Raw genomic sequence first — 13,864 nt, 5'->3', positions numbered from 1 at the left:
TGTATAAAAAGTAATGAAAAGAAACCTTGCGACTTTAACCCAAACGGTCTACGATGTCCTGATTATTGGCGGCGGAATCTACGGCGCAAGTGTTGCTTGGGAAGCCAGTTCACGGGGTTTAAGCGTCGCCTTAGTCGAACAATCTGACTTTGGTGGCGCCACCTCAGCAAACAGTTTAAAGACCATTCACGGGGGATTGAGATATCTACAAACGGCGGATTTGAAACGGATGCGAGAGTCGATTTCTGAACGCACAACGTTAATGGGAATTGCGCCCCATCTCGTTCATCCCCTCCCGGTTCTCATTCCCACTTACGGACATGGAACGAAGGGAAAAGAAGCTCTTTCTATCGCTTTAAAACTCAACGATCTTGTTAGTTTTGATCGCAATCGACTTTCAGATCAACAAAAACATCTCCCCAAAGGTCGAGTCGTTTCTAAAACCGAATGTCAACAATTAGTTCCGGGTTTAACGATAGAGGGATTAACAGGAGGAGCAGTTTTTCACGATGCCCAGGTGTACAATTCTGAACGACTCACCCTGGCGTTTTTACACTCAGCAGTTGAGCAAGGTTCAGATCTTTCTAATTATACCAAAGTGACCGGATTTTTACAACAGGAAAATCGGATTACTGGTGTTAAAGTTGTAGATGTTTTAAGTGAAAATTCCTTTGAAATTCAAGCCAAAACGGTTATTAATACCAGTGGGCCTTGGGTGAATCATGTTTTAGGTTTAGTCAAACCTCAACCCCCTCAACATCAAATGGGTTTAGCCCAGGCGATGAACGTGATTACTCGCCCTTTATTTAATCATTATGCAGTCGGTTTACCGGGTAAAGGACGCTTCTGGTTTGTCTCTCCCTGGCGAGGAAAATCGATGATTGGGACTTGGCAAGGAATCGAACCTCAAAACCCCGATGAATTTAAAATTTCCGAAGAATCTATTCAAGGGTTTATCAATCAAATTAACGAAGCTTATCCACCCGCTCAATTAACCCGAGAAGATATATTATTTGTACATCAAGGTCAGCTTCCTTACAAGGGAATTGATCCGAAAACAGGCGAACCTGCGATGCTTAAACAGTATCAAATTCGAGATTTTACTGCCGAGGGACTGAGTGGATTAATTTCAGTTGTGGGAGTGAAATATACAACCGCTCGTGATGTGGCTCAAAAAACTCTGGATTACCTGTTTAAATCTTGGGGTCAAAAATCACCCCCGTCTGTATCCGCAACAACACCACTTTATGGGGGAGAGATTAGCAATTTTTCCGCTTTCTTACAACAGGCAATCACCACGAAACAGTCCGAGGGATTTGCATCGGAGACGATTCGGAGTTTAGTCTATAATTACGGTTCTGTTTATCAAGATGTGTTAGGCTATTTAAAGAAATTACCTCAGCCGAGTTCATCGGATCATGCGGTTCTCAAGGCACAAGTCTTGTATGCTGTTGATTATGAAATGGCACAAACCCTAAGTGATGTTGTGTTTCGGCGAACAGAACTGGGTAGTGCAGGTGAATTAGACGAGAGTTCTGTACAGTTATGTGCGGAAACAATGGCTGATCTGTTGGGCTGGAGTTCAACTCAAATCCAGCAAGAACTCCAACAAGTGAAAAATATAAGTAAGCATCATACTCCTATTTTATCTGGTGTTTAATTAATTTGAATTATGCCTTCTCCCATCGCTCACGCTGTTTCTGGATACGTTTTATCTGAATTATTTCCCCTACAATCACGCCCTTTTCATCAAGGAAAGCGGTATCATTGGGAATCTTTTGCTGCGGTTTTCATTGCGATCGCGGCTGACTTTGATTTTATCCCCCAATTACTAACGGGAGAACGATTTCATCGAGGGTTAACCCATACCCTACTTTTTACCGTTGGCTTAAGTCTGGTTATCGGTTTATTGGGAAGTCGCTTCAAGAAGTTCTCCGCCCAAAAATTAATCGGGTGGACATTGATTATTTATGGTTCCCATTTACTCTTGGATATCTTTACCGCAGGCGGGTCAGGTGTACAAATATTCTCGCCCTTTTCAGACGTTTCTATTCAATCTTCTTTACCCCTGTTTCCCGGCGTTCATCATTCGAGAGGACTATTTGATCTCAGCCATTTAGTCTTTATTGGTTGGGAGTTGGGTTACTCTGGACTAATTCTAGCCGGATTATGGTTTTGGAAACAAACCCAATCTCAAAAATTTGTGGAGTAGAATAGTAATACCATTTCTTTCTAATTATGCAACTTTTTTCGATCCCCCCGCCTGCGGCTTCCCCCCTTAGTAAGGGGGGCTGGGGGGGATAAATTAGATGCAGCTTCATAAAGAATTGGTATAAGATAAAACTTACCCAGCCAAACTTCAACAAATCCCATTGTGAGCCTTAGCGATGACCTCCCTATTAGCCAAATCGATTGACTCTGCTCATCCTTTAATTCTAGCAGATGCTCATGTTCATATCTATAACTGTTTTTCCCTCGAACAGTTTCTCAATTCAGCCTTTGAAAACTTTCAAAAAACTGTCGCTAAACTGCCCGGAAAACTTCCCTCTTTTTCCCTATTATTCTTGACAGAAACAAGTGGCAATAACTGGTTTAAAACATTAGTAGACTATGCAGAAAAACAGCAAAAGATAGAAGACTGGAAATTTAATAAAACATCTGAACCTGAGTCAATTTATGCCGAAAATCCCCAACAACAGGGGATGTTTTTAATTGCAGGTCGTCAGATCATTACCTCAGAAAATTTAGAGGTTTTAGCCTTAATCACCGATCAGACTTTTACCGATGGTTCTCCCCTTCCAGAAACCCTACAAATGATTCGAGAAGCAGGCGGTTTACCCATCCTTCCTTGGGGGTTTGGAAAGTGGATCGGACGACGGGGAAAAGTATTAAGTAACCTGTTGAAGTCTGATGATGCTTCTCCGTTATTTTTGGGAGATAATGGCGGACGTCCTATTTTTTGGCGTCGTCCTGCTTATTTTCAACTCGCAGAAGCCAAAGGATTAAGAATTTTACCCGGAACTGATCCGCTTCCGCTTACTTCGGAAATTACTCGACCCGGCAGTTTTGGATTTCAGGTTCGGGGTTCATTTAATCAACAAGAACCCGGAAAAAGTATGAAAGAGATTTTACTTCGTCCTGAAACGGTTGTGCATCCTTACGGCTCTTTACAAACCCCTTGGAATTTTATTCGCAATCAAGTTCAAGTTCGCTATCAAAATCAAGAATAAAGCGGTGAATATTCGCATAAATTAAGTAACAGGGTGAAAAAGATGGTTGTTAATTCAAACTTTCCAGAAACCGCAGATATAGAAACTTCTTCAGAGGGTTATGCTTCTCGGTTTTCCGGTGCAGTTGGAACTTGGATGCTGAACATTCAAACCGAAGCAACATTACAAATGCTTCAAGACTATCCCCAGGCGACGGTTTTGGATGTCGGGGGCGGACATGGACAAATCACCGCTCCTTTAATTGAAAATGGCTATCAAGTTACAGTATTAGGAAGTTCTGAGGTTTGTCAAGCAAGAATTCAGCCTTGGCTTGAAAGTAATCGCTGTTCCTTTCAAGTCGGAAATGTTCTCGATTTACCCTACCCGGATAACGCCTTTGATGTGGTGATTAGTTATCGCTTTTTAGCTCATGTGACGCAATGGGAAAAATTCTTAAGTGAACTGACGAGAGTGGCAAAAAAAGCGGTAATCGTTGATTATCCAACCGTTCGCAGTGTGAATTCAATTGCACCCTATTTATTTAAACTGAAAAAAGGATTAGAAGGCAATACTCGACCCTTTATTTCTTATCAAGAATCTACGCTGCTTAACTACTTTAAAGCCGCAGGTTGGCAACAAACGGGACGTTATGCTCAATTTTTCTGGCCGATGGTTTTACATCGTACCCTGAAATCTCCCGGACTTTCATCTCAACTTGAACAATCTATGAGAGTATTGGGATTAACCTATTGGTTAGGTTCTCCCATTGTTGCTAAATTTACACCCCGTTAACCTCCAATTTTTAAGTTAAGATGACTCTCACCGAATCTCAATATAAACTTCCTCCTGGCTCCCGCGCTCTGGTTACGGGAGCAACTGGTTTTACAGGTTCAGTTCTGGTTAAAAAGCTGATTAATCAAGGGATTGAAGTTGTTGCAATTGCCCGTCCGAGTTCCAATTTAGAATCCTTTGCGGGAATGCCCATTCAATGGCTAAAAGGCGATGTATTTGATGAAGAACTGATTAATAAAGCCATAGAAGGCGTTAACTATATTTTCCATATGGTGACACCGTTTAGAGAAGCAAAATCACCCGATATTGGCTATCATAACGTTCATGTTCTTAGTACCCAACTTTTAGCAAAAGCTGCCCTCAAACAACCAGATTTTAGACGGTTTGTTCACGTTTCAACGATTGGGGTTCATGGTCATGTTGACAATCCTCCTGGAGATGAAAACTGTCCTTTAAAACCCGGAGATGTTTATCAAGAAACTAAACTTCAGGGAGAACAATGGATTCAAGAATTTGGTCAAAAAGAAGGCTTACCGATAACTGTTGTTCGTCCGGCTGGAATCTATGGCCCTGGAGAAAAACGTCTTCTGAAAATCTATAAATGGGTTGCTAAAAAATGGGTACCCGTGATTGGAAATGGAAGTAACTTACTGCATTTTATTCATGTTGATGACTTGACGGACTTTTTTATTGTGGCTGCGACTCATCCCAAAGCGATAGGGGAAGTGTTTATTTGTGGAAGTAAAGAAGCCATGAGCTTTAAAGATATGGTGGCTTTAATTGGGGGGTATTACGGCGTTTCTCCCAAATTTATTAAAGTTCCTGCGGCACCTGTTTTTGCTATTGGTGATTTCTTTGAACTCATTTTTCGTCCCTTGGGAATTGAACCGCCTATTTATCGACGACGATTGGCTTTTTACACCAAAGATCGTTCTTTTAATACCTCAAAAATGAGAAATTTAGTGGATTTTATTCCGGCTCATTCCGATGAAGAAGGGTTAAAAGAACTGGCTCAATGGTATCTTGATAACGGTTGGATTTCCCTGAAAAAATCTTAAGATTAAATCCTAGAAGGAATAGAAAAAAATTATCATGGTAGCTCCCGATGAACAGCAACGAATTGCCAAAGTTCCGCTTTCCCAACAGCTCAATCAAACTCAGTCTTCTGCTTTAAAACGATATCAAGAAAAAGCGGTTGGTACGACTCAATTAATCCCTTTTTTATCCTATGAACTCACAACTTTATTGTTTGGGAATTTACCAGGAGCTTTAGGCTACATTACCCGCAAGATGTTCTATCCTCGTCTGTTTAAACAGGTGGGGAAAAGTGTGATTTTTGGGAAGGGAATTGTTATCCGTCATCCGGGAAAAATTAGCTTAGGAAATGGGGTGGCGATTGATGATTATGCCCTGCTGGATGCGAGTGGCGCAGGTGAAGCGGGAATTAACATCGGAGATTCGGTTATTATCTCTCGAAATTGTGTGATTCAGGGTAAAACAGCCCCCGTTACAATTGGCGAAAAAACGGATATTGGTTGTAATACCATTCTAACTTCGGGAGGGGGGATTTTTATTGGTCGTTCTGTTTTAATTGCGGCGAATTGTTATATCGGAGGTGGACGTTACATTACAAACCGTTTGGATATTCCGATGATGGAACAGGGCGTTTATACAAAAGGGCCTGTTGAAATTGGTGATGATGTTTGGTTAGGTGCGGGTGCGATTGTGCTTGATGGTGTTAAAATTGGCAAGGGCTGTATTGTGGGAGCGGGTGCAGTCGTCACGAAGAATTTACCCGATTATTCTGTTGCTGTTGGAGTTCCCGCTAAAATCATCCAAAACCGTCAAGATACTGTTAGCAATTGATAGGTTTTAAAAGGTAATCGACTGCACAGAGAAACGATGAAAATTGAAAAATATCAGTTTGAAGATCAGTAAATTTTAGCTGACTTCCTTTACGATTAATCTAATCCTAGATCAATTGTGAAAAACTTGGGAAATCCTAGACTACAAAAAGCCTAAGATTCCCAATTTTTTTGCAAAACTCTGTTCTATAGCAACAGAGTAAACTCTCAAGTTCAGACAGGAATCTCCAATCAGAGTTGCTCTGATGGGACGGGTTCTAGAAAGTTTTTGTAACGCATCCTGAACAGCAAAATCGCGATGCAGGGTATGATTAATCCGATGCCAATTATTGGAGTTAATCCATATAGCAGAAGAGAAGGAATCGCCGTCACAACTAAACTAATAATGGCGATGAAGCCAATATTTTTACTCGCCTGACTATATCCAATTTGAGCTAGAATTCTCAGGCTTAAAGTCGCGAGTATACATTCACTCAAAAAGGTGGCGAAGGCTGCACCCATTGAGGCGTAATGGGGAATTAGGAGAGCGTTAATTAAAACGTTAGTGGAAGCCGCAGCCATTAAAATTAGGGGTAGCTTTTTCTCATGTCCAGTTGCTTGGAGAAACTGATCAGCAATATTTCCGAACATTTTAATCGCCAAACTGGGTAGGAGAATCGATAAGGATGTGACAGACTGTGAAAATTCATCACCGTAGAGAATATTAATTAAATGAGTCTGAATCAAACCCGCGACTACAATAGCAGGAATGACAACGAGGAGTAACAAACGAGCCGCTTTGAAAATTTGCTCTGGCAACTTGTCTGGCTCAGTCGTATAGTATCGAGCAAACCGAGTGAAAATGACATAAAAAACGACTCTAGGTAGAGCCGAGAACATTTCTAAAACTCGATAAGATGCACTGTAAAAGCCTGTTTCCTCCCCTGTTGAGAGAGACTTGAGCATGACAACATCAACCTGATAGTACAAAATCCATAACACCCCAGACAAAGCAAACGGATAGGCAATTTTTAGGGTGTTTATTAATTGTTGTCTGCTGACGGGAGAGTATATTTTGATCTGGCGACTGAGATAATAAACTAGCCCAATAATATTAACGAATCGCACAATCGCAACTGTCGCAACCACCAGTATGAGGTTCTTGGTTTGAAATAAAACTACAGTCGCTATTGCGACAACTGCTAATCGTTCAACGCCAACTGCAACACTTTCAGTTCTAAACCATCCTAGACCCTTAATTGCTCCCCGTAGTGTCATTATAGCGGCGCGACAAACTTCCGAAATAACCGCTAAATAACACACAATTAAGACTTCATTTTTGTAACCTAATAAAAGAGCAACTGGTAACAGAATAATCAGAACCCCGATAGAAGTTAATCCTTCGAGTACCAGAAACAAAACAGTTGATTGCGTTGCTTCATCTGGATGGGCTGCAACTTCTCGTGTCAGCAGAGTGGGAAGTCCAAACTGAATGAACAAAGATAATATTGCGGCTAAAGCGATCGCTGCTGCAAAAATCCCATACTGTTCAGGCCCTAAAACCCGAGCGATGGTAATATAGAAAGCAAATGTTAGAGCTAAAGTAGCCTCTCCTATTAGGGCATAGAGATAAGAAAAGTCTAAACGAGCCAGTAATTTTTTCATAGAGACGAGCAAAAAGTCACAAAATCAAAGGTTGCAGCAGGATATCGGTGATTCACAGGGAAAGATTAACTTCAGGAGTCCCAGAGCATTTGAGCATTAACAGAGTAATCAGAGGCTATCAATTAATCTTCCCTTTTTATAGTTTAAGTTGAGATTTTACATTGTCAAATTATTGATCTTTTTTGGCTCTTTCAAAAAAAAACAGATGAGCTAACCCGATTGTCTGGCTCAATTTTTACCAGAAATCACCCTGAAAATCTATGCTCAATTCAATTGATGGTACAATTAGCCGTTGAAGGGTGTATGACTCCGGTTGAGGATTTTGAGAACGCTAGTTAGCAGCTTCAACTGTTAGATCTCAATTTCTTCATATGGTGTTTCAGCATTTCACCCCCTAGCTCTTAGCCTGTGTATTCAGAACAACTTGCTTACTATCTTTACAGAGCAATCGGTTAACGAGTCAAAAACTCTATAAACATCCGAAAAGTAAGGAATTAAGCATTGATGACAATAGACTGATTTGAGAGGGAAAAATTCTCGATGTATTCCAGAAAAAATATTCAACCTGGTGCAGAAACTCCTAACGTTTCATCTTTGAAAAAGCCTGAAATTACAGTTGCAGTTGTAACTTACAATGGCAAAAATGTAATTCAACGCTGTTTAGACTCCTTACAGTCTCAAACTTACAAACCTGCTCAAATTATCGTGATCGATAATAATTCGACCGATCATACACCAGAATGGGTAGAAGATCATTACTCACAAATTAAAGTCATTCGTTTAGACTCTAATCGTGGCCCGAACCAGGCTAGAAATCAGGGAATTCTCAATACACCGGATGATCATTTAACCTTACTGGTTGATGATGATGCCATCCTTGCAGAAGACTGTTTAAGTGAATTAGTCAAAGCATACTATCGTTATCCAGAAGCAGCAATTTGGGCGCCCCGTCTAGTCTATCATGATCAACCTGATATGATTCAACATGAGGGAGTATTCATTCACTATACCGCAGAAGCGATTTTACTGAATAGTGATAAACCCCTCAATCAAGGTGTAAAAGATATTACACAAGTTCATGCCGTTTCTGGAACTTGTTTGCTCGTTTCCAAGTCAGCCGCAGAAACTATTGGATTATTTGATGAAGATTATTTCTTTGGACGCACAGATGGAGAATTTAGCTTCAGACTAACAACATCGGGTCATCAACTCTACACCGTTCCCCCTGCAATTTGCTATCATCGAGTTAAAAAGCGGGGTCTTTCAAAAGTGTTTTATCAAGTGAGAAATAGATGGTATTTTATTTTGACAATCTATTCCTTACGCACGTTAATGGTATTGATCCCAGCTTTGCTGATCTATGAAGTTTCTCTGATTGCGTTTTTGATGTTAAAAGGGAATATCATTACATATTTTCAAGGGATTTTAGCCGTGATTGCATCTTTGCCTAAACTTTTGAAAAAACGCAAATTAGTTCAATCTCTCAAAACCGTTTCAGATCGAGAACTCCTGAAAAATGAATCGATGTATATGAGAGATGATTTACTGAAAAGTAAAGCTCAGGCTTTCTTGAAATCTAAGTTGGATCAGTTCTTTAAAATCTACTGGAACTTAGTATATCCCTTAATTTAGACAAGGCTGCCTTGCAAGGCAGGAAGAAATCTCGGGGTTTAGGCGGGGTAAAATATCCGTCTAAACCAATAAACTTCTGCCTTTTTTCATAAAATATGGAACTGAACTGTCCTATTTGAGTCTAAAGATTTTAGTGGCTGCCGAAAAAATATAGCAGTCAGCCTAATTTAACCACCAAGATACAAAGAACAACAAGAAGTTGTAAACAGGCTTTCTGAGCATTATTATAGGAAAGAAAGTGAATCTTTTCGTCAATTTTCTCAACCTTGGCAACTATTTAGAGATGGGGTTTAGGCTGGGAGTTCCGTTAGAGAATTAGCCGATAATAGCTTGGTCTTGGTCGAGCAATCAATTTGAGAGGAATCAAAAACAATTTATATTTCTTAACCCCAAGCGATCGCGACTTTGTTAGAATTGAATCCGATTGACAAATTTGATCTCAATCACTTATTAATATTCTCAGTCTACCCTGAATTCTAACAACATGAAACGTCGCATTCTTTTAAGTTATGCTGCCACCGCTACCGCCACGACTGCTGCCCTTGCTGCTTGTAGCCCCAGCAACACCACAAGCACCACTGCCGGAGCGTTACCGAATGTGCGTTGGAAAATGGCAACCAGTTGGCCGACTTCCCTCAAAACCCTCTACGGTGCCGCTCAGAGAGTCGCACAAAGAGTTAGCGAAATGACCGATGGACGGTTCAGCATTCAAGTGTTTGCGGCGGGTGAAATTGTACCGGGGTTGCAAGTTTTAGATGCCGTTCAACAAGGCACTGTTGAATGTGGTCACTCTGCCAGTTATTATTATATCGGAAAAAATCCCGCTTTGGCATTTGGAACGGCCGTTCCCTTTGGATTAAATGCTCAACAACAAAATGCTTGGCTCTATCATGGTGGCGGATTAGAGTTAATACAAAAGCTTTATTCTGATTTTAATACGATTGCCTTTCCGTCGGGAAATTCCGGCGTGCAAATGGGCGGATGGTTCAAGCGAGAAGTTAATAATGTCAGTGATTTACAGGGCTTAAAAATGCGAATTCCTGGCTTGGGTGGAGAAGTATTATCGCGTTTGGGGGTGAATGTTCAAGTTTTACCGGGTGGAGAAATTTTTCTAGCCTTAGATCGAGGTGCAATTGACGCAGCAGAATGGGTAGGGCCGTTTGATGACGAAAAGTTAGGCTTAAACAAAGCCGCGAAATTTTATTATTATCCAGGCTGGTGGGAACCCGGCTCAACTTTTGATTTACAGATTAATTTGACGGCTTGGAATAAGCTCCCGAAAGAATATCAAGAAATTGTCAAAGCTGCATCAATACAAGCGAATATGGAATGTTTAGCTATCTATGATACTGAAAACCCTATCGCCTTAAAACGGATGATAGAAGGCGGAACCCAACTCAAGGCTTTTAGTTCAGAAATTATGACAGCCGCTCAACAACAAGCCTTTGCCATTTATGAAGAAAATGCCAGTAAAGATGCTACCTTTAAAACGGTTTATGAACAGTGGAAAAAGTTTCGAGAAAGTATTTACCCCTGGAGTGCAGTCAGTGAACTCGCCTATGGTAATTTTACAATGGCTCCAGCATTACAATCAATCACCGGAAAAAGTTAAGTGATTTTACCGAAAATTTTGGGTCGAAAGCCCCGTTCTTCTAGGACGGCTTTTTATTCCAAGCTTGATGTATTATAAAGCTTGTTGATTAAACAAAGGAAATGAAATCCAGGTATCGCTACCGATGCTACCCGACACCCTCCCAAAAATTGGCATTAGCCAAGTTATTTGGGTGTGTCAGAGTTGTGTGGAACGATAGCCTGGGTTTCTGTGTTTCCGAGTATAAAGAAGGTAGAAAGAAACCAAAGAATAGTGAACTACAAAAACAATTTATCACCCAAGCAAAGAAGTTAGAAGAACGGGAATGGCTGTCAGAAGTTTCAGCAATTCCACTCCAGCAAAGCCTTAATGATTTAGAGCAAGCCTATAAAAACTTCTTCAATTCCTGCAAGGGAAAACGGAAGGGGCAAAAAGTTAAACCTCCTCGCTTTAAAAAGCGGAAATCTAAACAATCCGCCCGATTCACTAAATTAGGATTTTCCATCAAAGGAGAGAAAGTCTATTTAGCGAAAGTTGGAAAGCTTAAGGTGGTTTGGACAAGGGAACTCCCTTCAGAACGCAGTTCGGTCACGATCATCAAAGATAGTGCTGACCGATATTTCTTAAGCTTTGTTGTAGAAATCCAATCCGAAATTTTTCCATCTTTTAACAGTTCAGTTGGCATCGATTTAGGAATTACAACCTTTGCCACACTGAGTAATGGACAAAAAATAAAAGCTCCCAAACCCTTGATTAAAAGGATGAGGAAGCTGAAAAAGTTATCTAAAAATCTATCTCGGAAAACCAAAGGATCTAAACGGTATGAAAGCCAAAGAAAACAGTTAGCTAAATTTCACGCTAAAGTAGCTGATACCCGAACCGATTTCCTGCACAAATTATCTACCCAGATTATTCGTGAGAATCAAACAATTATTCTGGAAGATCTTCATGTGTCAGGAATGGTTAAGAACCGCAAATTATCCCGTGCAATTTCTGATTTAGGATGGAGAAAATTTAGAACGTTTCTAGAAGCTAAATCCGAAAAATATGGAAGAGATTTCCGAGTAATTAACCGATGGGAACCGACATCTAAAACTTGCTCTTGCTGTGGGTTTAAAATTGGTAAATTAGACCTTTCAATCCGAGAATGGATTTGTTTAAACTGCGGGATTTCTCATGATCGTGATCTGAACGCCGCAGTTAATATTTTAGTCGCCGGAGGACTTTCGGATACTCTAAGCGAGCGTGGAGGAAGCGTAAGACTATCTCAGGATAGCAGCACCCAAAGAAGCGCTAACCCGCCAGAATTTAAGCAGCTATCAATTTTTGATCTGCTTAAATAGATGGAATCACCGTCCGTTCACGGCGGTGAGGATGTCAACTGATCTATTGGTAGGATGGGCAGTATTCATCCTACTCTGAATTTAGATGATGAATTTAGGAGAAAGATTATGAGTGCAATTGAAAAAAACTGCGTTGTGGTTCCGTTTGACTTTGGGGAACTCTCCCTCAACGCCGTTCCCACCGCTTTAGAATATGTAAAATCCCCCGAACAAGTTCATGTCATTCATGTGTTAGAACCCCTTCCTTCAACCGATCCGGCGATGGTTTGGAACACCTTAGATGATGATCAACGCAAAATTAATGTTCACAAAGCATTAGAAAAAGCGTTAAATCACCCTGAATATCAAGGGATTCAAATGTATGTTGAGATTGGACATCCCATCGAAAAAATCGTTGATTTCGCTCAGGAAAAAAACGCGGATTTAATTGTCATTCCAACTCATGGTCGGTAATTTCCCCTGTCTTGAATCTCTTCTCAGTTAAGGCTTTCAGAGGTTAAGGCTATTTGGGTGTAAGTAGGATTCACTCCAAACTCACTCCAAAAGTGGTTGTTTGATGACTTGAGACTCAAAGTTCAGGGACAGATAACTCGGTTCTGTGACCTGCATAATTTTTGTAAATTATCTCCGCACTATTACCTACCCACTTAGCAACATCCTTTGCATCTACTCCTTTCTCAAGGCAGAGGGTGATAAATGTGTGTCTGGTCTGGTACGGCTTCCTATACTCAATCCCTAAGCTGTCAAGCACTTTGACCCACACTTTGCGGAAAGAATCTGTGCTGAATACCTTGCCTCGGGTTGAGGGCAATACTAGACCTTGAGTAGACTGACGGGTTGACTGAATTTCTCTCAGTAACTTCTGAACCTGATTGTTGCAGGGAAACACCCGCTTTTTCTGGGTTTTAAGCCCCTCAACTTTTTCCAGACCTTCAACACCCGCTACTATGGCATTTCTGAAAGTTATCTTACTTAGGTCGTCTGAGATGTCTTCCCAAGTCAAGGCGATCGCTTCACTCGGTCTACAGCCAACATAAAAACAGAAGGCAGCGTAATAGTAATACTGACGGTGTTGAAAACGGGTTTTGAAAGCTTCTATGATGACGTCTCGTTCAGAGCTAGTGAATGGATTAATATCAGTTTCCTCATCCTCTGATTTCTTGATCCGCTTTCTGGCTTTCCCTGCCATCCCCTCAAATGGTGAACGGTTTAGCTTGACTCGTTTGGATTCAACCGCCCACTTTAAACAGGCGTTGAGCTGAACCATTAACCGCCTGCAAGTGTCGCCCGAAAGGGTTTGACTTCCCCAGTCCAGCATCTTCTGAGCATAACCAGTGTTTTCTAAGTTGGGGTCAGTATTTGCAAAAGGCGATCGCTGAATGTGACCCAATATAACCAGATAAGTACCTCTCCATGTTCCCGGTCGGACGCTTGAACGCCTAGTTTCTATGTACTGTTTATAGAGTTGAGCTAGAGTTTCTTGACTGGGTTTCTGTTCAGTAATGACGGTTTTCTGATGGCGGTAGCGTTCAAGAGTTTGGTCAAAGCGCTCATAGACAATATCTGTCTCAATTTGTTGGGCTTTTGCCTCTGCAAGCTTGCGGTTAGCTGGAGTATCTTTTAAGCCTAAATATAAATATCTCCGTTCACCTCCACACACGAAACGGGGAAGTGATAGCCGTAGAATTCCATTATGACATGACACTCCAACCCGCCCTTTGCGGCGTTTGGATGGATTTTTCATTATTTGTTGTGTCTTATTTAGTTAACAGCGTTTGAGTTGATTTT

At 41.0% G+C, this 13,864-nt stretch carries 12 protein-coding genes; 10 read left to right on the top strand and 2 right to left on the bottom strand.

Translation table 11 applies throughout. From position 1 onward, the window contains the following. The first annotated feature begins 13 nt into the window (after nucleotides 1-13). From VB836_RS25015 to VB836_RS24990, 6 genes are all read left to right on the top strand, one after another. Entirely contained in the window at nucleotides 14-1,660 is a 1,647-nt protein-coding gene (locus VB836_RS25015) for a glycerol-3-phosphate dehydrogenase/oxidase (RefSeq protein ID WP_323223556.1), read from the top strand. 12 nt (nucleotides 1,661-1,672) lie between these two features. Next, on the top strand, nucleotides 1,673-2,212 hold the full coding sequence (locus VB836_RS25010) for a metal-dependent hydrolase (protein WP_323223554.1): 540 nt from the start codon (nucleotides 1,673-1,675) through the stop codon (nucleotides 2,210-2,212). A 175-nt stretch (nucleotides 2,213-2,387) separates the two neighbouring features. Then, complete coding sequence (locus VB836_RS25005; RefSeq protein WP_323223552.1) at nucleotides 2,388-3,230, top strand: hypothetical protein; 843 nt, start codon at nucleotides 2,388-2,390, stop codon at nucleotides 3,228-3,230. Between the two features lie 42 nt (nucleotides 3,231-3,272). Then, nucleotides 3,273-4,001: a class I SAM-dependent methyltransferase gene (locus tag VB836_RS25000; RefSeq protein ID WP_323223550.1), complete on the top strand. Its 729-nt coding sequence runs from the start codon at nucleotides 3,273-3,275 to the stop codon at nucleotides 3,999-4,001. 20 nt (nucleotides 4,002-4,021) lie between these two features. Then, nucleotides 4,022-5,059: an NAD-dependent epimerase/dehydratase family protein gene (locus VB836_RS24995; RefSeq protein ID WP_323223548.1), complete on the top strand. Its 1,038-nt coding sequence runs from the start codon at nucleotides 4,022-4,024 to the stop codon at nucleotides 5,057-5,059. A gap of 34 nt (nucleotides 5,060-5,093) precedes the next feature. After that, on the top strand, nucleotides 5,094-5,867 hold the full coding sequence (locus tag VB836_RS24990; protein ID WP_323223546.1) for an acyltransferase: 774 nt from the start codon (nucleotides 5,094-5,096) through the stop codon (nucleotides 5,865-5,867). 230 nt (nucleotides 5,868-6,097) lie between these two features. Here the strand turns inward: VB836_RS24990 and VB836_RS24985 are convergent, their stop codons facing one another. Beyond that, nucleotides 6,098-7,510, bottom strand: a complete 1,413-nt coding sequence (locus VB836_RS24985) for a flippase (protein WP_323223544.1) — start codon at nucleotides 7,508-7,510, stop codon at nucleotides 6,098-6,100. Nucleotides 7,511-8,050: 540 nt separating this feature from the next. On the opposite strand from VB836_RS24985, the gene VB836_RS24980 reads away from it, so the two are divergent. From VB836_RS24980 to VB836_RS24965, 4 genes are all read left to right on the top strand, one after another. Next, on the top strand, nucleotides 8,051-9,142 hold the full coding sequence (locus VB836_RS24980) for a glycosyltransferase (RefSeq protein ID WP_323223542.1): 1,092 nt from the start codon (nucleotides 8,051-8,053) through the stop codon (nucleotides 9,140-9,142). 484 nt (nucleotides 9,143-9,626) lie between these two features. Next, entirely contained in the window at nucleotides 9,627-10,754 is a 1,128-nt protein-coding gene (locus VB836_RS24975; protein ID WP_323223540.1) for a TRAP transporter substrate-binding protein, read from the top strand. A 101-nt stretch (nucleotides 10,755-10,855) separates the two neighbouring features. Continuing rightward, nucleotides 10,856-12,076, top strand: a complete 1,221-nt coding sequence (locus tag VB836_RS24970; RefSeq protein WP_323223538.1) for an RNA-guided endonuclease InsQ/TnpB family protein — start codon at nucleotides 10,856-10,858, stop codon at nucleotides 12,074-12,076. Nucleotides 12,077-12,184: 108 nt separating this feature from the next. Further along, on the top strand, nucleotides 12,185-12,529 hold the full coding sequence (locus VB836_RS24965; protein ID WP_323223536.1) for a universal stress protein: 345 nt from the start codon (nucleotides 12,185-12,187) through the stop codon (nucleotides 12,527-12,529). 115 nt (nucleotides 12,530-12,644) lie between these two features. On the opposite strand, the gene VB836_RS24960 is transcribed toward VB836_RS24965, so the two are convergent. Continuing rightward, nucleotides 12,645-13,820 carry a tyrosine-type recombinase/integrase gene (locus VB836_RS24960; protein WP_323223534.1) on the bottom strand — a complete coding sequence of 392 codons (1,176 nt, stop codon included), beginning with the start codon at nucleotides 13,818-13,820 and terminating at the stop codon, nucleotides 12,645-12,647. Nucleotides 13,821-13,864: the final 44 nt, after the last annotated feature.

It is taken from the genome of Limnoraphis robusta BA-68 BA1 (assembly GCF_034932365.1).
In the GTDB taxonomy this organism is placed as follows: Bacteria; Cyanobacteriota; Cyanobacteriia; order Cyanobacteriales; family Microcoleaceae; genus Capilliphycus; species Capilliphycus robustus.
Note: the sequence above shows the minus strand (reverse complement) of the source record. Positions and strands in the feature narration are given on the sequence as shown.